This is a genomic window from Levilactobacillus yonginensis (assembly GCF_003946265.1).
Lineage (GTDB): Bacteria > Bacillota > Bacilli > Lactobacillales > Lactobacillaceae > Levilactobacillus > Levilactobacillus yonginensis.
In genome coordinates this window covers 56,506-78,476 of record NZ_RHNO01000011.1, presented here as the reverse complement: position 1 = coordinate 78,476, position 21,971 = coordinate 56,506, and the positions used below count along the sequence as shown (strand labels likewise).

Genomic DNA, 21,971 nt, shown 5'->3' with positions numbered 1-21,971 from the left:
AGCCCATATCTGGCTGCCGGTAAGGCGAAAGATCACACTAAGTTGCCAAGTATTCAGCACTCAGACAGAAAAAAAGCCTGAGATCACCTCTCAGGCTTTTCCAATTTCTATTGCCAAAACGTGTCCTGGCCAGCGGTTAACTGCCAACCATTTCACTCTCAGCGTGCCCACACTCCCGAATGTATTTAAGTTCATCCAGGCTGTTTATCTTTTGATTTTTAGTACAATTCCAAATACTGGTCACGTTCCCATTGGGAAACTTGCGTCCGGTAAGAGTTGTATTCCAAGTTTTTGGCTTCAATGAAGCTTTGGAACAAGTGCTTACCCATGGCCCCACGCATGACGTCGTCGGCAGCTAAGTCCTTCAAAGCGTTGTGCAAGGTATCTGGTAAGTTCGTAATGTGGTTTTCTTGACGTTCTTCGGCATCCATCCGATAAATGTTCCGGTCGACAGCCTCTTGTGGCGCCAGCTTGTTTCGTAATCCATCAAGCCCCGCTTCCAACATGGCAGCGATAGCCAGGTATGGGTTAGCTGCTGGGTCCACACTCCGAACTTCCAAACGGGTGGATAACCCACGGGAGTTTGGTACTCGAATCAATGGTGACCGGTTAGAACCAGACCAAGCAACGTAAACGGGTGCTTCGTAGCCAGGGACTAAGCGCTTATAACTGTTAACGATTGGGTTGCAGATAGCTGTGAAGCTTCGGGCATGTTTCATCAACCCACCCAAGAAGTGGTAAGCGTCTTCAGACAATTGCATCTTGCCCTTTTCATCGAAGAAGGCGTTCCCCTTGTCGTGGAAGAGCGACATGTTCAAATGCATCCCTGAACCATTGATGCCAGCCAAAGGCTTCGGCATGAACGTTGCGTAGAGACCGTACTTCCGAGCGATGGTCTTCACAACTAATTTAAAGGTTTGAATGTTGTCGGCCGCAGTCAATGCGTCGGCATACTTAAAGTCAATTTCATGTTGGCCAGGCGCCACTTCATGGTGCGCTGCTTCAACGTCAAAGCCCATTTCTTCCAAGGTCAAGACAATTTCACGCCGACAATTTTCGCCCAAATCCATTGGGGCCATATCAAAGTAACTCCCCTTGTCGTTGAGTTCAGTCGTTGGCTTGCCATTTTCATCCATCTTGAACAAGAAGAACTCAGGTTCTGGTCCAATGTTAAAGTCGGTAAAACCAGCCTTACGCATGTCGTTAAGAACCCGGATCAAGTTGTTCCGTGGGTCCCCTTCAAATGGTTTCCCATCAGTCGTGTAAACTTCACAAATAACCCGAGCGATTTTACCCCGTTCCGTACTCCATGGGAAAATCATCCACGTGGAAAGGTCTGGGTACAGGTACATGTCACTTTCTTCAATCCGGACAAATCCGTCAATTGAAGAACCATCGAACATTAACTTGTTATCAAGTAACTTACCGAGTTGGCTAATTGGTACTTCGACGTTCTTGATTGTACCGAACAAGTCAGTGAACATCAGACGAAGAAACTTAACGTTTTCATCCTTCGCCATTTGACGAATATCATCTTTTGAATAGTCCCGTTTTGCCATTAAAATCGCTCCCTGTTAGTTTTTAGCGTCTCATTACCTGTGGTTTAAAAGGGTCGTTGTTGCTGAATACCTGGTGACGGGTGGCCGAGGCCCCCCTGTCGAATAAATTCGTCCTGTAAAATTCGCCGGACATCATCATCCGTTAGTGGCTGGCTCTCAGCGACCTTCTTCTCCTGGGCCGCACGTTGCTGCTGGTTGTAGATTGCCTTGATTCCCGCCACATTGACACCATCGGCCAAGTAATCCTTGATTTCCAGTAACCGATCAACATCGTTAAGCGAATACATTCGCCGGTTGCCGTCACTTCGTTGAGGAAATACCAGGTCTTGAGCTTCATAGTAGCGAATCTGTCGAGCCGTCAAGCTCGTCAGTTTCATAACGGTTCCCATTGGCAACACGGCCAATGAACGCCGCAATTCTTTTTCCTTCATCACTACTGGCCCCCTTTAACTATGGGGTAATCATACCACCCTGAAAACGGGAGTCAAGGGTTCATGTTACATTTTCTAACATGAAGGGGCAAAAAAGTTAGTTCTTTAATTAATCGTAAGAATTAACGGATTAACCAGGTAGCCACTTGTTGGGTTATTTGTTCAAATTCAGCGGGATGTTGGACCAGATCATACCAAGTAGCGGTCGTCTGATTACGGAACCACGTCAGCTGCCGCTTGGCGTAGTGCCGAGAATCTTGCTTAATCTGGTCGATTGCCGCTGGATAAGCCGCTGGCTGATCAATTACTGGTAACAGTTCGCGGTATCCAATCCCAGTGGCAGCCGGTAAGTCTGTGCCGCCTTGTGTTGCCAACCAATGGACTTCATCCAGTAGACCCGACTGTACCATTAAGTCAACCCGCTGATTGATTCGATCGTACAAGCGTTTCCGGTCCGTATTCAGCGCTAGGTAACATTCATCGTACTGGGAACCGGCATCCCCCTGATTAGAGAAAAGCTTACCCGTCACCTGAATCACTTCCAGCGCCCGCACTGTCCGTCGAACATTGGTAACGGGAATCTTGGCTGCTGCCACCGGATCCTTTTCAGCCAACTGTTGCCAGAGGTACTGCGGGCCTTGTTCATTAGCTACCGTCCGCAGTTGTTCACGGATTTGGGGGTCCCCCGGTGCCTCTGCACCTAGCTTCAAGCCGTCAAACAGGGCCTGTAGGTAAAAACCGGTTCCGCCGGCAATGATTGGCAAATGGCCCCGGCTCGTAATCTCCCGAATCAATTTCTGAGCCGCCGCCACAAATTGTGCGACCGTAAACTGCTGATCAACATTGCGGACATCGATTAAGTGGTGTGGCGCTTGTGCTTGTTCCTCGGCCGTGGCCTTCGCCGTCCCAATGTCTAAGTGCCGATACACTTGCATGGAGTCGCCCGAGATGATCTCACCATTAAACTGCTGCGCCAAGCGGATCGACAACGCCGTCTTTCCCACCGCCGTTGGTCCCACGATTGCTAACACTTTTTCCATAGTTAAGATTCTCCTTGTATTTCCTCACGTACCGCGACAGCCCGCGCTGGGTAATCGGTGAACATTCCCGCAAAATGATGCCGGAAACAATACGTCATGTCAGCTTCACTGTTGACCGTCCAGGGCCGCAATTGCACGTGCGGCAGCCAAAAACGGTTCGCTTTGACCCAATGAATATCCGGATGCAATGCACCTACCTGATGCCGTCGCTGCATCCGCCGAGCCTGCTGCCCCGCCGTCTTAAATAGTTTGGCATACTCAGCTTCCGGGTACAATGTCCGCAGCGTAATCAATGATTTTGCCCGAAAGCTAGAAAAAACCACTCGAAACGGAACCGGTTGTCGCTGAAAATAACTTGCTAGCCGTTGTTCAATTCCGGGATAGGGAACTTTATTGGTCTTTAGTTCCAGGTTGAAGACTCCCCGAAAATCATTGCGAATCAGCAGCTGAATCACCTCGTCCAGGGTGGGAACCGGCGTGCCGGCATACTCCGGACTAAAAAAACGCCCGGCATCCAAGGCTTTGAGCTCCGCCAATGTGAAATCTTTAAGGTAACCGGTCCCGTCCGTGGTCCGGTCGACCCGTTCATCGTGCATGATAACCAGCTGATCATCCCGTGTGAGTTGAACATCCGTTTCAATCCCATCGGCCCCCGCGTCGATGGCCGTCTGAAAAGCAGCCAGTGTGTTTTCAGGTCGGGTTCCCTTGCTGCCCCGGTGCGCAATAATTTGAGTCAGTGGTCGTCTAAACAAGGCAAACGCCTTCCTTCCGCATTGAATTCTGTCTTCTTTCAGGTTACCACAGAATCCCCGATTTTCACCGCAAATTGCTAGCAATTTACTTAAAAAACAAGCATAATGGAAGCGGATAACTTAAATTCTTAAACGATGGGAGTCGAGTGATATGAAGCACTTCACAAAAGGTTTCTTATTTGGCGTTGTTGCGACTGCAAGTGCCGTTGCTGGCGCGGTCTTTTCCTTCAAGAAGAAGGTTGTTGAACCAATTGAGGATCAAGAAGCCCGGTTTGAAGAAAACCGGAAGCGAGCTAACCGCAAGAGCCACGCTGCACACCATAACTAATCGTTTTAGTAAGCTAAATTTAGCGTTAGAAAACAAGCTGGGATTTTAGCCCAACCATCAAAAAAAGGTATCACGGAAAACTTCCGTGATACCTTTTTTAATAAGTGCTACTTTGTCTTCTTAGTCTTTCCTTGCCAACGCGTGTAACCCGTCTTCAGAATCGAAATATCCTGAAAATCTTCCTTACTGAGAACCAAAGCGGCCCGAGTACTGAGGGCTTTACCTGAATCGTACAGGTAAACGGGTAAGTCCGCACGCAATTGATGATGGTAAGTCTTAAATGTCGAGTACGGGATGTTCCGGGCACCCAAAATGTGCCCCGCATCAAAATCCTTCTTCTCACGTAAGTCAACGACTTGTGCCTTACGCATCCCTGCTTGGAAGGTCTCCTCATCGATGACCGTGGCAACCCGGTTGCGACGCATAATCGTCACGCCTTGCCATGCTGCCCAGCCTACAATTAAGACCAGGAGGACGATTCCATAGACCGTCCACCCTGAAAGACCACTATCTCCAATAACCAAAACTAAATCTTCCTTCCTTAACGACTTACTTAATTAGTCTTTTGAAAACGCAAAGCCAACGAAGCGGCACCGATAACCCCAGCGTCGTTACCCAATTGGGCTAAACGAATCTTGGTTGAATCCCGCACAGCTGGAAAGGCATTTTCTTGGAAGTAACGCGTCGTTGGTTGTAACAACGTGTTACCAGCGTTAGACACCCCACCACCAATGATGATGTTAGCTGGATTCAAAATGTTGGCTACGTTAGCCAATGCCAAACCTAAGTAGAAGGTCACTCGATCAACCACTTGGTTAGCCAAGATATCACCGTTGTCGGCCAAGTAGAAGACCATCTTAGAGGTCACGCTTTCTTGATTGTCTTCCATTTCCTTCAAGCGAGACGTTCCCATGAAGTCCTTGGCCATATCGGCAGCGACGTGTACGACCCCGGTTGCGGAAGCGTACTGTTCAAGACAACCACGCTTTCCACAAGTACATAGGTAACCGTTGGGTTGAACCGTCACGTGGCCCAACTCACCGGCTCCACCATTGATACCGTGCAAGAGATGACCACCGGCGATGACCCCACCGCCGACACCAGTTCCTAAGGTAACAAAGACAACGTCCTTGTCTTTTTCACCGGCACCCTTCCAGTATTCACCCAATGAAGCCACGTTCGCATCATTGTCTAAGATGAACTGCAGACCGATTCCGGCTTGAATCTGGTCACGGACCTGTTGCCGTTTCTTCCAGTTTAAATTAAAGGCACCGATAACTGTTCCGTTCTCAATATCAACGGAACCCGGTGTCCCCATACCGATTCCCAGAAAATCATCTTTGCTAAATTCTGAATTTGTAATGTGTTGATTGATTGAATCAATGATATTTGGAACGATATGACTGCCCTCATCCTTAATATCAGTCGGAATGCTCCACTTTGCAAGGATGTCCCCATTAGTTGAGAGGAAGGCCATTTTCGTGGTCGTTCCACCCAAATCGATTCCAATTAAATTCCGTGCCATAACTCTAAATCCCTCCAATGGATTGGTGTTTAATTTTTGCTCGTTGTTCCTCTAAGCGGTGTTCATGTGTCAAAACAATCTTAGCCTGAACAAAGGTTTTGTCATCCACTACGCGGGCTTGCCGGAGGTGATCCAATTCCAATGCCATGACCTCAATGTCCCAAAGGCGTTTGCCAATATACACATAAATTCCGAATTGTTTTAGTAGCTGCTGGACATCATATAACGTTTTCATTGTGCCACAACCTCCGTAAAATTGCACGAGACTTTTCGTTGCTTACTGAGCCATACCATGTAAATACAACCAGACCAATCCACCGATTAGAACCGCGGTTGCCACGATACGTTTGACTAGACTAACTCGACCAATTCTAGGAACGCCCACTGTATACGCTACCAAAAAGCCAGCAGCCAACCCACCGATATGGCCCGCCAAGTCAATCCCTGGGGTAAACACATCAAAGGCAATGTTCATCACCACAAAGGCCATGAAAGTCCGAGCGAGTTGCTGAATCACGGGGTTCTGCCAGAAGGACTCTCCCAGCATCATGAACGCCCCGAACAACCCGAAAATAGCCGTACTAGCACCGGCAGAGAGACTATCTGAGAAACAAAAACTCGCGATGTTGCCCCCAATACCAGAAACTAAGAACATCACTAAGAACCTCGTGTGACCAAATGCTGCTTCAATCTGCATCCCAACAAAGTACAGTGTGATCATGTTCATTAGGATGTGGGTGAACCCAATGTGTAAGAACATTGGTGTGGCAAGGCGCCACCACTCACCTTGTTGAATCAGAGCGTTCACCTTGGCGCCATAGGTAATTAAGACGTTGACGTTCGTACTGCCACCAGACACTGTCATGGCACCGTAAACAAGCACCATAATGACAATTAAGCCCACCGTCATGAATGGGTACTGATTCCAGCGACTCAATCGATATTTAATTTGTGACACCGTCAGGCTCCCTTTCTACTTTACCGTTGCGGTCAAAACCGCATCTAGGATAACATCAAAGGATTCCACCTGCCAACTAGCTTGCTGAATCTGCTGGGCTGGTAGTGCTAACGCCACCTTGGCCCCCACTGTCCGTGGCAAGTAGCGGTCATAGTAACCACCGCCAAAGCCTAATCGTTCTCCCGTCGGAGCGAAGACTAACCCAGGCACAATGATCAGCTCAAAATCCGCCGGAGCCACAATCATCCCGTTGGTTGGCTCTAACAAGCCAAATTTCGTCCGAGCTAACTGAGTCTGATCATCGAGAACGTGAAACGCCATCTGACGCTTAGGCAGCGTCTCAGGGACCGCAATCGTTTTACCTTCGGCGTGTGCCCGTTCGATAATGGGTTGCGTTGCCAGTTCAAAGTCACCACTGACAGTCGTTGCAACCGTATGGGCTGTTTGCCAGTAATCGCTGGCAAACAACTGTTGGTACAAGTCGGCTGATGCTGCCCGGCGTTGCTCAGCTGGCATCATCTTTAACGCCTGAATAGTTTGTTGTCGTAGTTCAGCTTTTGTCGGCATGGTTTACCCCCTTGTAGAAAAATTTCAATAAAAAAAGGTGCGGACTCTCGCCCGTACCTTACTTAGTTTCACGATGCAAAGTTACTTTCCGGTCACGTGGGCAGTATTTCTTAAATTCAACCCGGTCCGGGTTATTACGCCGGTTCTTGCTGGATAAGTAATTGCGTTCGTGGCATTCTGTACATTCTAAAGTGATGTGTACACGCATTGTGGGTAACCTCCCAACTTATTCAAAATTACAGGCTAGAGCCCTTAACTCGTAATATATTACCATTAATCCGTGGCAATTACCAGTCATAATCTCAAATATGTTAAGGAAAAATACTTAACAGCTAAATTACCCGTTGGTGTTCTGGGCCGCACCCGACTTTGTTGCCTTGGTTGGGTTCGTCAACGTTGAGGTCGATTGAACGTATTTCCAGTAAGCAGCGTAGATGGATTTGGCCAACTTCATGTTGTTATCTTCGGCACCGACTCCCAAGTTAGGCATTGCTAGCGCAACGACAACTTGTGGGTCATTAGAAGGCGCATAGGAGGCTAAACTCAAGGTAACCGTTTCGTTCCCCTTGTAATACGTCTGGGCAGTCCCAGTCTTTGCTGAGATACCTGGGGAGATAGAAGCCAATTCGGCACCGGTCTTGTAAGTGTTGGTCCCATGAACAACGTCATAGAGCCCTTCCTTAACCAGCTTTTTCTCGGCTTCTGTCATCCCAATGGTGTTCAAGACCTTCGGTGTCACAGAAGACTTCACAGCTCCAAGTGATCCGTCAGATTTAGTCCCACGAATGGACTGAACCACGTGCGGCGCAATCCGAGTGCCTCCATTGGCCACCGTTGACATATATTGGGCAACTTGCATAACCGTGTAGGCATCGTAGTTCCCGTACGCCAAGTCAAGTGCGTTTCCGATGTGGGCTCGTGAACTGGACCCCTTCAAACCAGTGCTTTCGCCTGGGAGATCAATGCCAGTCTTAACACCTAATCCAAATTGGTTGAAGTAGCCCCGTTCAATATCAAAGGCCTTCGAACTCATGGTCAACGCCGCACCAGATGAGTACTTGAATCCAGCTTCCTTCATGGCTAATTGCATCATATAGGAGTTAGAGGAAACTTCCAGTGCCGAAGCCGCGTTGACCGCCATATTGGCACCACCGTTAGCATTAAACCAAGAAGCCTTCTTGACCCCACCAACTGTGATTGGCATATCAGTCAAGGTACTATTGGTTGGCGTAATGACTCCCTTCATCAAGGCACCAGAGACCATGGCGCCCTTGACGACGGACCCCATAACGATATCACTGTTGATGGTCCCCAAAGCATTTTCGGTAACCTTACCCGTCGATGGATTCCGGTCCACCCCGGCCATCCCAATGACGGCCCCAGTGTTCGGATTCATAACGACAGCGTAGGTTCCAGTTGAGTTACCACCAGCACCAGCTTCAGCCGATTTAACCAATGATTGTAACTTGCTTTGGAAGGTCGAATTGATCGTCAATTGGAGGTTATCCCCCTTCTGCCCACCGTACTTCTGAACTTCCTTGGTAACGGTATTGTTCCCGGCAACCTCGACCTGCTTTTCGGCCTTGGTTCCCCGCAAAACAGGCTCGTATTCCTGTTCCAGGTAAGACTGTCCGACACTGTCGTTACGAGAGTAGCCTTGTGCCAGCAGTTCGTTGACCCTGTCACTTGGTAACCCAGTCTTCTCTGAAGAAACGGTCCCGATGATCGACTGAATTGACGTCCCGTTCGGGTAGTTCCGTGACCAGCTAGTGCCCACCTTGATACCAGGCATTTCGGACAAATGCTCCCCAATTTCGGCAATTTCTTGACTAGAAACACCTGAGTCCTTGATATACGTGGTTGACAGGGCGTACGCACCGCTCATCTTTGCAAAAATTTCCGCAGCATTCTTTTGACTCTTAGTTAATTTAAAGGAAGCATCGTCCTGCAAATAACTCAAAGCCTTATCATACTTTTGCGTGGCCGTTGCCCCTTTAGGAAAGGAGAGCTTACTTTCAACAGCCTTCAATCGATCCACATCCGTTAAGTAGTAGTCGATTGATTGACGCGGTGTTAACGAACTGGTTGACACCGTTAAGTACGTTCCCAACCGATTGGCAATCTTGTACATGTCCGTAGACAAGACGTTGACACCCTTCGTGTAGGAAATGGCTTGGTGGGCCTTGTTGCCGACCAACACCTTGCCGTTGGAATCATAAACCATCCCCCGTTGTACGTTGGTGGTTTCAATCGTGGTATCGGTCTGGTTGACCTCCGCCTTGAACTTCGTTCCGTAAATCACTTGTAAGTACGCTAATTGACCAATTAACGCCACAAATAACAGGGCAACGATAAAGAAAAGAAAGTTTAACCGGAACGGAATTTGCGACTTGCTAGGGCCGCCACTAGACCGTTGGTTTCGGTTACTAACGCGATTATAAAAATTCTTCACAACAGCTCTGCTCCTTATTGTACAGTTACTATTTTACCAAACTTCGCCGTCGGCCACTATCCCACTACCGAAATTTAATCATTCTATGCTATTCTAGAGACCTGAACGGAAAATGTACAGGCTCCAAGTTAACTTTTATAATTTCTAAAGATTGAGGTGGCTTTTTTTGCAAGACAAAAAACGGCGCTGGTCCCTTTCCCGACGCCAAGCAACTTTATTGGGTGCGTTCTTCACACCCTTCATATTAATGACAGCCTATTTTATTTACCGACAAATGGCGCCGTTCGGATCAAGTAGTTTACTCACCGTTGACCTCGGTCAGCAGTACATCGATTTCTTCGCTTACCTACGACGAGCGATTCTTCACGATCCTAGCAGCATTTTCTATTCGTTTGCGAATGGCTTAGGTGGCGAAATGTTGGGAACCTGGGCCTACTACTTGTTGAGTCCTTTGAATTGGTTACTGTTACTGTGTCCTGGTGCATCACTAACCACCGGTGTGTTCTTTCTCACCGTCTTTAAATATGGCCTCGCGGGATTAACCTTCGGCTGGTTGCTGGACAAAACGACTGCCCAATCAGGACTCAAGTTGGTGACCTTTGCCACGGCCTATGCCCTGATGGGCTGGTCGATTGCCAATCAGTTAAACATCATGTGGTTGGACGCCGCCTACCTACTGCCTTTAATTTTCTATGGTCTGTATCTTCTGATGCACTCCGGCAAGTGGCGGACCTACGTCATCTGGCTGACAATTATGTTGGTCGTCAACTACTATATGGCCTACATGATCTGTCTTTTTATGATTCTGGCCTTTATCTGGCTGGCTGTCGATCGATTCACCACTTGGAAGACACTACTGCTTCAAACCGGTAAATTTGCACTGACCTCAATCGTCAGTGGGTTACTAGCCGCATTTATCCTCCTGCCAACCTGGTGGTCACTTGCCCAGAGTAAAGCACAATACACGGTCACCACGTTTAAATGGAAATTTGAATTCTTCCCACCCAAAATGTTGGCTAAGTTCTTCATGGGCAGTTTTAACTTCGATCAAATGCCTAGTGGGACTGCCAACCTCTTCATTGGGGCGATTGCTTTATTAGGAAGCATTTTCTTCTTTAGCGACCGCCGTGTCCGTCTACGCAGTCGACTGACCGCCGGCATGTTGACCATCTTCTTGGCTCTCTCACTCTGCGTTCAACCATTAGATTTACTCTGGCACGCCGGTCAGTTCCCCGTTTGGTACCCGTACCGGTTCTCATTTATTGTCAGCTTCTGGCTGATTTGGCTGGCCGCACGAACGCTCACCGACGACTTTCAACCTGGATGGCTGGCAATTGCCATTGCCACGCTACTGATTGCTGCTGGTGGGGCCTACGTGGCACTCAATCTAAAGGCCTTCAAGTTCCTGCAAATGAACCAGGTTCTCTTAGGATTGTTCTTCGTTGTTTTGGCGCTTGCCTTAACGACCCTACCCATGAAGACTCACTGGATCTACCCGCTGACATTCTTCGTGATTGGTCTGACTGAATTTTCCGCCAACGCCTTTATGTCGCTCAATAACATCAGCTACGTCTCCCAAGGTGAATATGGCAACTATACCAATGAACTCCAACAATTGGTCACCAAGGTCCAGCAGAGAGACTCTGGGGCCTACCGAATTGGCAAGACCTTTCTCCGGACTAAGGGGGATGCCTTTCAGACGGGATACAATGGCGGTGGTGTCTTCTCATCCGTCTTGACCAAAACGACACCCACTTTCTATGGCAACATTGGAAACCCCGATGGAGACGGATTCGTTGCGTACACTAATGGGACCCTGGTCACCGATTCTCTGTTGAACATGAAATACTATTTCCAACAAAAAGAATTGTCTGGCGCCCTCAGCGGTAGCAGTCTACTACCGGCCGCGACTAATGCCGCCGACCTAGCGGATTACCAAAAGATTGGGTCCGACCACTGGGCAACGACTTATCGTAACCCCTACGCACTCCCGATGGGCTACGCGGCCAATTCCCAAATTCTCAGGTTGAAGAATAAGACGGCTGACCCCGCCCAGTACCAGGCTAACTGGTTAGCAGCGTTGACTGGGAACCCCGCCGATCAGAAACTTTACATGGCACAAAACTTCAATCAAGTCACATTCCAAAATATTAATCAGCAGACTAAAATCACTGGCGCAGTTTTGCAAAAGAAGAATCTGCTGAAGCCAGCCAAGATTACGCTGACGTTCGTACCGCAAGACAACGACGCCTATTATCTGACGTTTGGCTCCACCGTGAACCCCGATAACGCAAACTTTGTTTTAAACGGCAAGGCCCTGAATCAATATAAGACCTACCGCAACACCATCATGGTGAGCGCGGCTGATCACGATCAAGGCCAACCGATGAAGCTGACGATTCAACTCAAGAAGGGGTCCCTCTGGTTGGATAACTTCACGTTATACCGATTAGATACGCACCGCTTTCAGTCAGCGGTTACCCAACTAAAGACGCAACCTTGGCACCTGACGAAGCACACCAGCCGTTACTTTAAGGGAACGGTGACAAGTCAAAGGTCTGGACAAGTGCTGAACACCTCTATTCCTTATTCACAAGGTTGGCACGCGACCGTCAACGGTCGTCCCGCTAAAACATTCAAAACTGTGGGGATGTTCACTGCTGTTAAATTACCTAAAGGCAACAACACAGTGACACTCGCCTACTGGCCCCCTCTCCTGAATGTCGGTATTTTAATTAGTTTAGGAACACTGATCACCTTGACTGGTGGCTGGTATCTTTACCACCGTCGGCATTAACCTATTTTCCTAGGTTTCGGCTTAATCAGATACAGAAGCGGCTTTAAGCTGCTTGGATTACCACCTCTGATATACAAAACAAAGGTCATCGTCAAAATTGACGATGACCTTTTTACTTGTGAAGCAATTTAGCGATAGTCCGACTGACAATAGCTATTTATCAAGTTCACCATTGTCATCGTATTGGTAGACGGGACCATCCGTCTTGGCGTCGTAATCAATTGTTAAATCATAACCCACGAAGAACCATTGGTCGCCCTCAGTAATGTAATAGGTCACATCATCCTTCTTCTCCGCAACAACTGGGTGGCGGGGATGATCGTCAGGCGTCATTCCCAGTGAAAATCCTTCGTGGACCGGGGTCTTGCCGTAAACTTTACCAAAGAAACGAACACCACGGCCGGTCATGCCCATGTCTTCCCGAAACCATTTACTTGCTGCATCAGTAACCTTAATTTTCATAATATAAGACTCCTCTTAGACAGACTATGAATCCGTTTTCATTCTATTTATACCACGAAAAACGGGTAGTTTGCAAGTATCATTTCACTAACTCTATTATGCACGATTTAATTGTGTATTACGAGCAAAACGCTCAAGCACCGTCGTCATCACGCTCATCCAAGTTTTCATTGGAAAATAGTTGATTAAAAAAGGATCAGGTTAGCGCCAGCTTTTGAGCAAGCAGCAACCCGATCCTTTTTAGTATCACTTTAAAAAACTTTATTCAACGTCTAAAACTTCGACGGACATGTCACCGCCCGGCGTTTCGAACGTAACCTTTTCACCCTTACGATGACCTAGAAGACCCTTAGCAATAGGTGAATCATTAGAGATTTTTCCTGACATTGGGTCAGCTTCTGCCGCCCCAACGATCGTGTATTCTTCAGGCTCTTCATCGGGAAGCTCCTTGAAGACGACCTTCTTACCAACAGTGATCTCGTCTTTGTCAGTCCCACCGTTGTCAATGATCTGCGCGTATTGGAGCATCCGTTCAACGGTGCTGATCCGCGTTTCCAACATACTCTGTTCGTCCTTAGCTGACTCGTATTCAGAGTTTTCTGAAAGGTCCCCGTAAGAACGAGCAATCTTGATCCGATCGATTACCTTAGGACGTTGGTTAATTTTTAAATCTTCGAGTTCGGCTTCAAGCTTCTCCTTGCCTTCCTCGGTCATTGGATACATTTTGTCTTGTGCCACTTTGGCCACCCCTTTAACAGTTTTTAAATGTCGTGAGTTTCCCTACGACTTAAATTTATTGTGATTTAGAAAAGGCTAGCTGTTTTGTCAGCTAACCCGTCCTATTCTATATGGTTGTATCTGGATTGTCAAAAACTTGTTCGTTACCACTAGCCTCAAGAATTGCCCGAATCTTGGTAACTAACAGGTCGATGGCGACTTGGTTCTCGCCACCTTCAGGCACAATCAGGTCAGCGTAACGTTTGGTTGGTTCAACAAATTGATGGTAAGTTGGCTTAACCGTCGCTAGGTACTGTTGAATAATGGATTCCAACGACCGGCCCCGTTCATTCATGTCCCGTTCGATCCGCCGAATAATCCGAATATCATCATCAGTATCGACGAAGACCTTGATGTCCATCAAATCCCGCAACCGTTCATCATCTAGAATTAAGATACCTTCCAAAATAATGACATCCCGTGGTTCCTGATGAATCGTCTTGTCACTACGTGTTGAGAGCGTGTAATCATACACAGGCTTCTCAATTGCCTGACGATCTAAAAGTTGCTTTAACTGGGAAATTAAAAGGTCTGTATCGAAGGCCAGTGGGTGATCATAGTTCACCGCTGCCCGTTCTTCCATGGTCATTTCAGACTGATCATTGTAATACGAATCCTGTTGCAAAATCATGATTGAATGTCCAATCAACTGATTGAAGATTGCCCGACTAACGGTCGTCTTACCGCTACCAGAACCCCCAGTTACCCCAATAATGATCGGTCGCTTTTTGTCTGCCAACACTGTCGCCATCCTTTATTTATTATCGCTTGCTAATGAACTTGTTTTTTCTTGATGTTGCGCATAGGTTTCTGAGAAGTATACCTTTCCCGTCTTGGTATTGGCGATGAAGTAGTAGTACCCCTTCTTTCGGTCAGCCGGATGTAAGACCGCCTTGATCGATGAAGCGCTTGGGTTCGCAAATGGACCAGGCCCGTATCCCGTATGAATGTACAAGTTATACGGTGACTTGACCTTCAAATCCTTGTAAGTCAACGTCTTCTTAGTCGTCTTCAACGCATACTGAACGGTAATATCAGATTGAAGCGCCATTCCTGCCTTGATCCGGTTTAAGAAAACCCCCGCAATCTTGTCTCGGTCAGATTGCGTGACCCCTTCACGTTCGACTAAGGACGCTAGGGTCAGAACTTCTTGAACGCTACGGCCTTGCTTCTTGATGGCAGCGTAGCTCGGTTGCAATTGCTGGTTCATGTTACCAACCATCTGGGTCACAATCTGTTTCAAGGTCATCTTCTTGCTAGCCTGATACGTGGCCGGAGCTAGATAACCTTCCAACCGATACCGGACGTGCTTAGCCTGTTTGGCTGAACCCAACAGCTGTGGATACTTGACCGCCAACTGATTGAAGAAAGCCTGATCTTTCATCAGACTCATGAATTCCTTCTTGGTGAAATCAGTGGTTTGTGGAATCTCAGCGGCTAGTTGATCAATTGTCTCACCTTCACGAACCAGGACCTTACCAGCTTGGCTCTGAATTGGTTCCGCCGAACCACCCTTTTGAAGCTGCGTAGCAATTTGCTTCAAACTCATTGAAGGTTTCAATTGATAATAACCTGCCTGAAAATTCGTGAATTTATTTGATTTGACGTAGTAGTTGAAAACCATACCACTCTTAACCACTTTTTTATCCTGGAGAATCTGACCAATCTTATTCGAGGTCGCTCCAAGGGGAACGTGAACTTGAACCACGTTTTGATCATCAGCATCATAGGGCTTCAGTGACGTCTGGAAGTAGTGGTACCCGAAGACACCAATTGCTACTGCCAGAATCACAAGCAGACTTGCCACACCAATGATAATGCGTCGTCCAAATGAACGTTTATTCCCCGCTTCATGCCGTGTAGGCGTGGGATCTGTGCCATTATCCAACTTATTTCCTCCGTTCTATGCCATAGTCTTCTCCATTATACAGAACTTCCCCCTAAGCGGGAACATGAAAATGGGACTTTGATGAAAATGTAATCTTTTTTTCAGCAATCAGTTGGCAACCTGACCCAACCAACGATCGTTTTTAACAAAAACGTGTTCAATCTTCCCGCAAGAAAATCAAACACGTTTTTAGTTGGTTTTTTAAAAATATAAATGAGAGACGTTAACAAGGTGATTCATCTGAAATCGTTAAAATTTCATGATACCAATTATCAATTTCGAAATAACTGTTCACTGTCGTATTCCTACCAACCGAAAGCGGTAATCAGGAGAAAATTAACGAATTTCAGCACCTAAGTCATCTTGCAAGCGTTTCTCAACCTTTTCGAAGGCTTGCGTAACGGCGTCATCGACCAACGTTTCATTCTTGTCTTGGTAAGTCAGGGTGTAAGCCAATGACTTCTTCCCCTTAGGGACCTTGACACCATCGTAAACGTCAAACAGCTTGACGGACTGCAGGAATGCTCCGCCCCGCTTTTCAATCAAGGCCACGATTTGTTCGTTCGTCACGTCATCGGCTACCAGCATGGCAATGTCCCGCGTAATCGCTGGGTAACGTGAAATCACGTCGTATTGGTTTTCCTGCTTAGGCATATCGATGATTGCCTGCAAGTTGAGTTCAAAGACGTAAGTGGCACCAATCTTAAATTGCTTAGCAATCGTAGGGTGAACTTGACCCATGAAACCGATCCGGTGACCGTGAACTAAGATATCTGCGGTTCGACCTGGATGCATTTCAGGCATATCGGTATTGGCTTCGTAAGTGACATCCCCGTTAACGGCCATGTCCTTCAGATAAGCTTCAACGATCCCCTTGATTTGATAGAAATCAACTTCTTGGGCAGGTTGGTTCCAACCAGCAGGCATCAGCGTCCCGGTGATTGCACCAGCAATGTGTTCCTGTTCGTTTGGACGGTCAGTACCATCCTCACGATAGAAGACCCGGCCTTGTTCGTACAAAGCCACATCCTTCACTTTACGAGCAGAATTGTAGGCAATATCGTCTAAGAGCCCCGTGACAACGTTCATCCGCAAAACCGCGTGATCAACACTCATTGGCCAAGCCAATTGGGTCGTTTCACTGTCTTGCATCAAGAACATCTTGGCCTTATCTTCCGTCGTCAATGCGTAAGAAATCGCTTGGTTCAAGCCCAAACCTTCCAGTGAGTGCCGCGTTGCTCGCATCAATTTTTGTGCGGAAGTCAACGTCCCCATCGTCATCCGCCCAGTGGGTAACGTCGTTGGTAACTCATCGTAACCGTAGATCCGGGAAATTTCTTCCAATAAATCAGCCGGAATGTGAATGTCGTTCCGCCGAACCGGCACCGTCACCGTAAGCGTTTCGCCTTCGCTAGCGACGTCAAAGCCTAAGCTTTCCAGGATATGGGTAACTTTAGTGAGGTCAAGGTCAGTTCCCAAGACGGCATTGATGTGGCCTAACGTAATCGTAATGACCGCTGGATCAGGAATGTTTGCTGAACCCACAACGGAACCCAGTTGCACTTCACCCGCGGCCAGTTCGTTCATCATTTGCGCAGCAGCGTCTAAGGCTTCTTGCACCCCTGCTTGGTTGACACCACGTTCGAACCGTTGAGAAGCATCCGTGTGTAAGTGATGCCGTTGGGCCGCCTTCCGGATGTGATCATGTTCAAAAACGGCAGATTCAATGGCCACCGTAACGGTCTCATCGGAAATAGCCGTGCTTAATCCACCCATCACACCAGCCAACGCGATTGGGGCTTTGTCGTCGGCAATGACGATATCTTGTGGGTCTAAGTCGTGTTCGCCTTCATCCAAGGTCGTCAGCTTTTCGCCAGCTTTAGCCGTCCGGACGTAAACGTCTTGGCCAGCAAACTTGTCGTAGTCAAAAGCGTGCAAAGGTTGACCATATTTCAGCATAATGTAGTTCGTGATATCGACCACGTTGTTGATTGGCCGGTAACCAGCGTTCCACAAACGAACCTGTAACCACATTGGACTTGGAGCCAGCTTAACCTGCTTGACTAACCGCATCCGGTATTGAGGGGCTAAATCAGCATCTACGTGAACAGCCAATTGACCTTCGATGGCGTGACCGGCTTCCTTCAAATCAACTTGATCAAGGGTAACTGGTCGGTCGTAGATGGCTGCCAAATCATGCAACGTTCCGTTCAAGCTCAGCATGTCACCCCGGTTAGGTGTCACATCCAAGTCGATCAGGCTGTCGTTCATCCCCAGGTAATCGTACACATCGTCACCCGGCGTGGCATCGGCTGGTAAAACATAGATTCCATCGGCGTATTCCTTAGGAACCACATCATCTGAAAAACCAATTTCTTGTAGAGCACAGATCATACCGGCGGAAGGAACACCGCGCATCTTAGACTTCTTGATTTTAACGTTGCCGGCAATGCGGGAACCAGGCAAAGCAACAATAACCCTTTGACCCTTATCAATATTAGGCGCGCCACACACAATTTGTAAGGGTTCGTCTTCGCCTACGTCTACTTGACAAATGTGCAAGTGGTCTGAATCTGGATGCATTTCAATCGACAAGACGTGGCCAACAACGATTTTCTTTAAACCGTCACTAGGCTTAACGACGTCATCAACTTCAACGGAAGTCCGTTCGATTTTTTCCGCCAAATCAGCGGGTGATACGTTTAAATCTAGATATTCTTTAATCCAATTGTATGAAATCTTCATGGTTGGCGGTTATCCTTTCTTCGTGAATTGCGTAAGGAAGCGAACATCATTTAAGTAGAAGTTCCGGATGTCATCGACCCCATACTTCAACATAGCGAACCGGTCTGGGCCCACACCGAAGGCAAACCCACCGTAAACATCAGGATCCACACCGGCCATCTTCAAGACGTTCGGGTGAACCATGCCGGCACCGAGAACTTCGATCCAACCGGTATTCTTGCAAACACCGCAGCCCTTACCACCACAGTTAAAGCAGGTAATGTCAGCTTCAACGGAAGGTTCAGTAAATGGGAAGTAGCTTGGCCGCAAGCGAACGTCAAACTTATCCCCAAACAATTCGTGAGCCAGAACTTGAAGGGTCCCCTTCAGGTCAGCCATGGTGACGTGCTTGTCGATAACCAGCCCTTCCACCTGATGAAATTGGTGGGAGTGGGTTGGGTCATCGGTATCGCGACGGTAAACAACTCCAGGCGAGATCATCTTCAACGGCCCTTGACTAAAATCGTGCTTTTCCAGTGTCCGTGCTTGCATTGGTGATGTCTGTGTCCGCATCAAGATTTCCTTCGTAATGTAGAACGTATCCTGCATATCCCGAGCTGGGTGATTCTTGGGCAAATTCATCATTTCAAAGTTGTACTTATCTTCTTCAACTTCAGGTCCACTCAAAACCTGGTAACCCATTCCCAAGAAGAGGTCTTCGATTTGATCGATAATTTGTTGAATCACGTGTGGTTCACCCTTGGCTACTGGTGTCCCAGGCAACGTTACATCGATTTTTTCATTCGCCAATCGGGCGTTCAAAACGGCATTTTCCAATTCTTCACGACGCTTGGTCAAAGCTGCCGTTAAATCATCACGAATTTCATTGGCAAAGGCACCAACCTTGGGCCGTTCTTCGGCGTCTAAGTCCCGCATGCCCCGCAAAACTTCCGTGATGGGACCCTTTTTACCTAACAACGATACCCGGACTTGGTTCACGTCCTTGAGGTCGCTTGATTTCTGAATTTCAGCCAAACCGCGTTGGTGCAGTTCGCTTAATTTATCTTTTAACGACATACAACATCCTCCATTTTTAATGTTCTGCTTCTAATCATAGTTTTACGACACTGGTAGCAAAGATTCAGTCGCGTTCTGGGCAAACAAAAAAGCTCCGCCCCTTAACTAGGGACGAAGCTTCGCGGTACCACCCTGATTTCAGCCAAAGTCCAAGACTTTGACCACACTCAGTCGTGATAACGGTCACTTACCGGTCGATCATTCATCGTGTTTCCACGAATCCCGATGGCAACTCAAGAACTGAATTCACCAACCCGTCTGAAGTTTGCTTACAGTCTAGGCAAACTCTTCCTGACAAACGATACCGGCTACTGCTTTTCTATCATCGTTTTTAACTATTACGTTCTCTTAGCCTAGCGGATTTTCTGAAAACTGTCAACTACTTCTGGTTGGTTTCCGTTGGGCAATACCACTTATCTGACCAAGCGTGAACGGCCAACATGATATCTTTGAACTCTTGCCCCTTTTGGGTTAATTCGTATTCGATCAACGCGTTGTCTGGAAAGGTCCGGCGAACAATCACGCCATTAACTTCCAATTCCTTTAAACGCTCAACCAGGACCCGATCGCTGCAACGCGGAATCTTCCGCGCTAAATCACGGAATCGTTGTGGACCTTCTTGAAGCAGAACATCAATAATTAAGCCATTCCACTTCTTACCCAAAAAAGAAAAAGTCTGTTCGAATCGTGGACAAAGTGTGAAATCCACAGTGGATTCGTCAGGCACCTTTGGTGACATTGTTTGCATCTTCATCGTTGCCTCCCATCCAGGTTTCACTGAAACTAGGCGTTAGGCGTAACCTTGTCCATCAGAGCTTCAACACGCTTACGGGCTGGTCCACAGAATTCATGAACAGCTTCATAGTCATCCACCAAAGAAACAATGACACTCTCCCGGTATTTAGGCATAGCGAGGGTGGCACCCCACATATGCTTCAGAATAATATCTTTTTCCATTGGGCTCAGGTCCGTCAGCTTCTCAGCGTTCCGGAGGGAAACTCGTGGATGGATGAATGCGTGCGAGCCCAGATTGAACTTCGTCGTGCGCCAATCATAATAAAACAAGTCATGTAACAACCCACCCCGCGCAGTGGCCCGGGTATTCAAACCAAGTTTCTTTGCAATCAAATAGCTATTGTAGGAAACCGAAATAGAGTGGTCTAATCGGTTAGAGTGGTGATGCTGGGTATAATTCGCCAGGCGTTGAACCGGCTCCTGTGCCAACAAGTCAGAAACTAAAGCAAGGTACTCGGGGTCATCGCGCCAAGTAAGTTTGGTCATAGAATGCTTCCTTTTCATTTGAAATTATGATTTTCAGTCTTCTTAACCCTATATCTTACTTGCTTTTGGCTAAATTGCAACCATTACGCTTCATTTTTGAGCGGGTTTACCGTTTCTTAACCATCAGCCCACTAGCCGAAACATCACGACTCCCGCAGCAATCGCCACGTTCAGTGATTCTGCCTGACCCTTGATGGGAATATACAGGTTTCTAGTCGTCATCTGCTGGAGGTCGGGCGCCATTCCATTACCCTCGTTACCCATGATGATAGCACCTGCACTGAGAGCGGGCACATCCCGGTAATCTTTCGCCTGTGGATCTAGATTCGTTCCATAGACGGGTAAGTGCCGACTCGTGAAGGCACTGATCCAGTCATGCAGGTCGGCTTCCACCACTTGGATGTGAAACTGACTCCCTTGCATGGATCGCAGAACTTTAGGCAGGTAGTGACTCGCCGTTCCCTTGCCAAAGACTACCCCGGCCAGACCCGCCGCATCTGCCGTCCGCACCATGGTCCCAATGTTACCGGGATCTTGTACGTAGTCGAGGAAGAGCCAGACACCAGTCGCCACAGCTGGATCAACGTCTTCATCGCGTGTTAACGGCGCAGTTGCAAAAATTCCTTGGGGGGTACCAGTATCCCCGATTGTATTGGCAATACTTTCAGTCAGTTCGAAAATATCGACGTTATCCGGTAGCTCAGCAGCGTGCCGGTCCAACTGCTCAGCCGTTCCCAAGATGGCAGTCAGTGGTTGCTGAGCCTTGATTGCCTCCTGAACCAAATGCCAACTTTCTAATAGGTAGGTTTGAGTTGCTTTCCGTCCCTTTTTACTAGTCAAAGCCCGCCACTGCTTGACGCGCTTATTTTGCCCTGACGTTATCTTTTCTCTCACGGTCGCTTACTCCCATCCAATTTGTTTTCCTAAGTTTACCATATTGCTAGTTGCTCTAGGGCGTTACGCGGTATGATTAAGAAAGAAATCACGCTTAGAAGGAGGCAATCAACACTGTGCAAACCCAAAAACTCATTATTAGTGGTCTGGTTCAGGGCGTCGGTTTTCGGTGGTCAGCAGCCAAGGTAGCCCAGCAACTAGGTGTCACCGGCACCGTCAGAAATTGTAGCAACGGTCAGGTCGAAGTATTGGCCACCGGCGACTCACACCAACTCGTTGACTTTCAAACCCAGCTCAATCATGGCCTAGCTCCCTGGATTTCCGTTCAAGCCATCGACGTAACGGACCTCCCCCTACACCACTTTAACGGTTTTCAGATCATTGCTTAGCCGATGCTAAATAACGTTATCTGCACCAATGAGTCCAATTTCATGGACTGATTCAACTATATGCTTAAGA

24 protein-coding genes are annotated in these 21,971 nt (G+C 47.8%); 4 read left to right on the top strand and 20 right to left on the bottom strand.

Annotated elements, in window-relative coordinates:
* Positions 1–218 precede the first annotated feature (218 nt).
* From glnA to EKM87_RS07345, 4 genes are all read right to left on the bottom strand, one after another.
* A complete protein-coding gene (glnA, locus tag EKM87_RS07360) occupies positions 219–1,559 on the bottom strand; it encodes a type I glutamate--ammonia ligase (protein ID WP_125683359.1) in 1,341 nt (446 codons plus the stop codon).
* 44 nt (positions 1,560–1,603) lie between these two features.
* Entirely contained in the window at positions 1,604–1,990 is a 387-nt protein-coding gene (locus tag EKM87_RS07355; RefSeq protein ID WP_125683357.1) for a MerR family transcriptional regulator, read from the bottom strand.
* 122 nt (positions 1,991–2,112) lie between these two features.
* Complete coding sequence (gene miaA, locus EKM87_RS07350; protein WP_125683354.1) at positions 2,113–3,030, bottom strand: tRNA (adenosine(37)-N6)-dimethylallyltransferase MiaA; 918 nt, start codon at positions 3,028–3,030, stop codon at positions 2,113–2,115.
* 2 nt (positions 3,031–3,032) lie between these two features.
* On the bottom strand, positions 3,033–3,782 hold the full coding sequence (locus tag EKM87_RS07345; RefSeq protein ID WP_125683352.1) for a glycerophosphodiester phosphodiesterase: 750 nt from the start codon (positions 3,780–3,782) through the stop codon (positions 3,033–3,035).
* Positions 3,783–3,933: 151 nt separating this feature from the next.
* On the opposite strand from EKM87_RS07345, the gene EKM87_RS07340 reads away from it, so the two are divergent.
* Positions 3,934–4,110 (top strand): DUF3042 family protein, encoded by a 177-nt coding sequence (locus EKM87_RS07340; RefSeq protein WP_125683350.1) that lies wholly within the window; start codon positions 3,934–3,936, stop codon positions 4,108–4,110.
* Between the two features lie 107 nt (positions 4,111–4,217).
* On the opposite strand, the gene EKM87_RS07335 is transcribed toward EKM87_RS07340, so the two are convergent.
* The 7 genes from EKM87_RS07335 to EKM87_RS07305 form a co-directional block, all read right to left on the bottom strand.
* Positions 4,218–4,634: a rhodanese-like domain-containing protein gene (locus EKM87_RS07335; RefSeq protein ID WP_125683348.1), complete on the bottom strand. Its 417-nt coding sequence runs from the start codon at positions 4,632–4,634 to the stop codon at positions 4,218–4,220.
* A 29-nt stretch (positions 4,635–4,663) separates the two neighbouring features.
* Complete coding sequence (locus tag EKM87_RS07330) at positions 4,664–5,635, bottom strand: ROK family glucokinase (RefSeq protein WP_125683346.1); 972 nt, start codon at positions 5,633–5,635, stop codon at positions 4,664–4,666.
* Positions 5,636–5,639: 4 nt separating this feature from the next.
* The gene (locus tag EKM87_RS07325; protein WP_125683344.1) at positions 5,640–5,870 is read right to left on the bottom strand and encodes a YqgQ family protein; all 231 of its coding nucleotides are present in this window, start codon (positions 5,868–5,870) and stop codon (positions 5,640–5,642) included.
* 42 nt (positions 5,871–5,912) lie between these two features.
* Positions 5,913–6,593 (bottom strand): rhomboid family intramembrane serine protease, encoded by a 681-nt coding sequence (locus tag EKM87_RS07320; RefSeq protein WP_125683342.1) that lies wholly within the window; start codon positions 6,591–6,593, stop codon positions 5,913–5,915.
* 15 nt (positions 6,594–6,608) lie between these two features.
* Complete coding sequence (locus EKM87_RS07315) at positions 6,609–7,160, bottom strand: 5-formyltetrahydrofolate cyclo-ligase (protein WP_125683340.1); 552 nt, start codon at positions 7,158–7,160, stop codon at positions 6,609–6,611.
* Positions 7,161–7,218: 58 nt separating this feature from the next.
* On the bottom strand, positions 7,219–7,368 hold the full coding sequence (gene rpmG / locus EKM87_RS07310) for a 50S ribosomal protein L33 (RefSeq protein WP_011667723.1): 150 nt from the start codon (positions 7,366–7,368) through the stop codon (positions 7,219–7,221).
* A gap of 129 nt (positions 7,369–7,497) precedes the next feature.
* Positions 7,498–9,612: a peptidoglycan D,D-transpeptidase FtsI family protein gene (locus EKM87_RS07305; RefSeq protein ID WP_125683338.1), complete on the bottom strand. Its 2,115-nt coding sequence runs from the start codon at positions 9,610–9,612 to the stop codon at positions 7,498–7,500.
* A gap of 151 nt (positions 9,613–9,763) precedes the next feature.
* On the opposite strand from EKM87_RS07305, the gene EKM87_RS07300 reads away from it, so the two are divergent.
* Positions 9,764–12,409 (top strand): YfhO family protein, encoded by a 2,646-nt coding sequence (locus EKM87_RS07300; RefSeq protein WP_318530970.1) that lies wholly within the window; start codon positions 9,764–9,766, stop codon positions 12,407–12,409.
* Between the two features lie 153 nt (positions 12,410–12,562).
* On the opposite strand, the gene EKM87_RS07295 is transcribed toward EKM87_RS07300, so the two are convergent.
* The 6 genes from EKM87_RS07295 to pheS form a co-directional block, all read right to left on the bottom strand.
* Positions 12,563–12,871, bottom strand: coding sequence for a HesB/YadR/YfhF family protein (locus EKM87_RS07295; protein WP_125683334.1), 309 nt, complete (start codon positions 12,869–12,871; stop codon positions 12,563–12,565).
* A 261-nt stretch (positions 12,872–13,132) separates the two neighbouring features.
* The gene (gene greA, locus EKM87_RS07290) at positions 13,133–13,609 is read right to left on the bottom strand and encodes a transcription elongation factor GreA (RefSeq protein WP_125683332.1); all 477 of its coding nucleotides are present in this window, start codon (positions 13,607–13,609) and stop codon (positions 13,133–13,135) included.
* 106 nt (positions 13,610–13,715) lie between these two features.
* Complete coding sequence (udk, locus tag EKM87_RS07285; protein ID WP_125683330.1) at positions 13,716–14,399, bottom strand: uridine kinase; 684 nt, start codon at positions 14,397–14,399, stop codon at positions 13,716–13,718.
* 3 nt (positions 14,400–14,402) lie between these two features.
* Positions 14,403–15,536 carry an endolytic transglycosylase MltG gene (gene mltG, locus EKM87_RS07280; protein ID WP_125683328.1) on the bottom strand — a complete coding sequence of 378 codons (1,134 nt, stop codon included), beginning with the start codon at positions 15,534–15,536 and terminating at the stop codon, positions 14,403–14,405.
* 336 nt (positions 15,537–15,872) lie between these two features.
* On the bottom strand, positions 15,873–18,281 hold the full coding sequence (gene pheT / locus EKM87_RS07275) for a phenylalanine--tRNA ligase subunit beta (protein ID WP_125683326.1): 2,409 nt from the start codon (positions 18,279–18,281) through the stop codon (positions 15,873–15,875).
* Between the two features lie 9 nt (positions 18,282–18,290).
* On the bottom strand, positions 18,291–19,337 hold the full coding sequence (gene pheS, locus EKM87_RS07270) for a phenylalanine--tRNA ligase subunit alpha (RefSeq protein ID WP_125683324.1): 1,047 nt from the start codon (positions 19,335–19,337) through the stop codon (positions 18,291–18,293).
* Positions 19,338–19,562: 225 nt separating this feature from the next.
* On the opposite strand from pheS, the gene EKM87_RS12615 reads away from it, so the two are divergent.
* Entirely contained in the window at positions 19,563–19,694 is a 132-nt protein-coding gene (locus EKM87_RS12615) for a hypothetical protein (protein WP_263853769.1), read from the top strand.
* 22 nt (positions 19,695–19,716) lie between these two features.
* On the opposite strand, the gene EKM87_RS07265 is transcribed toward EKM87_RS12615, so the two are convergent.
* From EKM87_RS07265 to EKM87_RS07255, 3 genes are all read right to left on the bottom strand, one after another.
* Positions 19,717–20,085 (bottom strand): winged helix-turn-helix transcriptional regulator, encoded by a 369-nt coding sequence (locus EKM87_RS07265; RefSeq protein WP_125683393.1) that lies wholly within the window; start codon positions 20,083–20,085, stop codon positions 19,717–19,719.
* A gap of 35 nt (positions 20,086–20,120) precedes the next feature.
* On the bottom strand, positions 20,121–20,618 hold the full coding sequence (locus EKM87_RS07260) for an HD domain-containing protein (RefSeq protein WP_125683322.1): 498 nt from the start codon (positions 20,616–20,618) through the stop codon (positions 20,121–20,123).
* 123 nt (positions 20,619–20,741) lie between these two features.
* Entirely contained in the window at positions 20,742–21,512 is a 771-nt protein-coding gene (locus tag EKM87_RS07255) for a TrmH family RNA methyltransferase (RefSeq protein WP_125683320.1), read from the bottom strand.
* Positions 21,513–21,628: 116 nt separating this feature from the next.
* On the opposite strand from EKM87_RS07255, the gene EKM87_RS07250 reads away from it, so the two are divergent.
* Positions 21,629–21,901: an acylphosphatase gene (locus EKM87_RS07250; protein WP_125683318.1), complete on the top strand. Its 273-nt coding sequence runs from the start codon at positions 21,629–21,631 to the stop codon at positions 21,899–21,901.
* The last annotated feature ends 70 nt before the right edge of the window (positions 21,902–21,971 follow it).

Excerpts from the sequence above, each read along its gene's own strand:
- glnA (WP_125683359.1), bottom strand. The coding sequence starts at position 1,559 with ATGGCAAAACGGGACTATTCAAAAGATGATATTCGTCAAATGGCGAAG.
- EKM87_RS07355 (WP_125683357.1), bottom strand. The coding sequence starts at position 1,990 with ATGAAGGAAAAAGAATTGCGGCGTTCATTGGCCGTGTTGCCAATGGGA.
- miaA (WP_125683354.1), bottom strand. The coding sequence starts at position 3,030 with ATGGAAAAAGTGTTAGCAATCGTGGGACCAACGGCGGTGGGAAAGACG.
- EKM87_RS07340 (WP_125683350.1), top strand. The coding sequence starts at position 3,934 with ATGAAGCACTTCACAAAAGGTTTCTTATTTGGCGTTGTTGCGACTGCA.
- EKM87_RS07330 (WP_125683346.1), bottom strand. The coding sequence starts at position 5,635 with ATGGCACGGAATTTAATTGGAATCGATTTGGGTGGAACGACCACGAAA.
- EKM87_RS07325 (WP_125683344.1), bottom strand. The coding sequence starts at position 5,870 with ATGAAAACGTTATATGATGTCCAGCAGCTACTAAAACAATTCGGAATT.
- EKM87_RS07315 (WP_125683340.1), bottom strand. The coding sequence starts at position 7,160 with ATGCCGACAAAAGCTGAACTACGACAACAAACTATTCAGGCGTTAAAG.
- rpmG (WP_011667723.1), bottom strand. The coding sequence starts at position 7,368 with ATGCGTGTACACATCACTTTAGAATGTACAGAATGCCACGAACGCAAT.
- EKM87_RS07295 (WP_125683334.1), bottom strand. The coding sequence starts at position 12,871 with ATGAAAATTAAGGTTACTGATGCAGCAAGTAAATGGTTTCGGGAAGAC.
- udk (WP_125683330.1), bottom strand. The coding sequence starts at position 14,399 with ATGGCGACAGTGTTGGCAGACAAAAAGCGACCGATCATTATTGGGGTA.
- pheT (WP_125683326.1), bottom strand. The coding sequence starts at position 18,281 with ATGAAGATTTCATACAATTGGATTAAAGAATATCTAGATTTAAACGTA.
- pheS (WP_125683324.1), bottom strand. The coding sequence starts at position 19,337 with ATGTCGTTAAAAGATAAATTAAGCGAACTGCACCAACGCGGTTTGGCT.
- EKM87_RS12615 (WP_263853769.1), top strand. The coding sequence starts at position 19,563 with ATGGCAACTCAAGAACTGAATTCACCAACCCGTCTGAAGTTTGCTTAC.
- EKM87_RS07265 (WP_125683393.1), bottom strand. The coding sequence starts at position 20,085 with ATGCAAACAATGTCACCAAAGGTGCCTGACGAATCCACTGTGGATTTC.
- EKM87_RS07260 (WP_125683322.1), bottom strand. The coding sequence starts at position 20,618 with ATGACCAAACTTACTTGGCGCGATGACCCCGAGTACCTTGCTTTAGTT.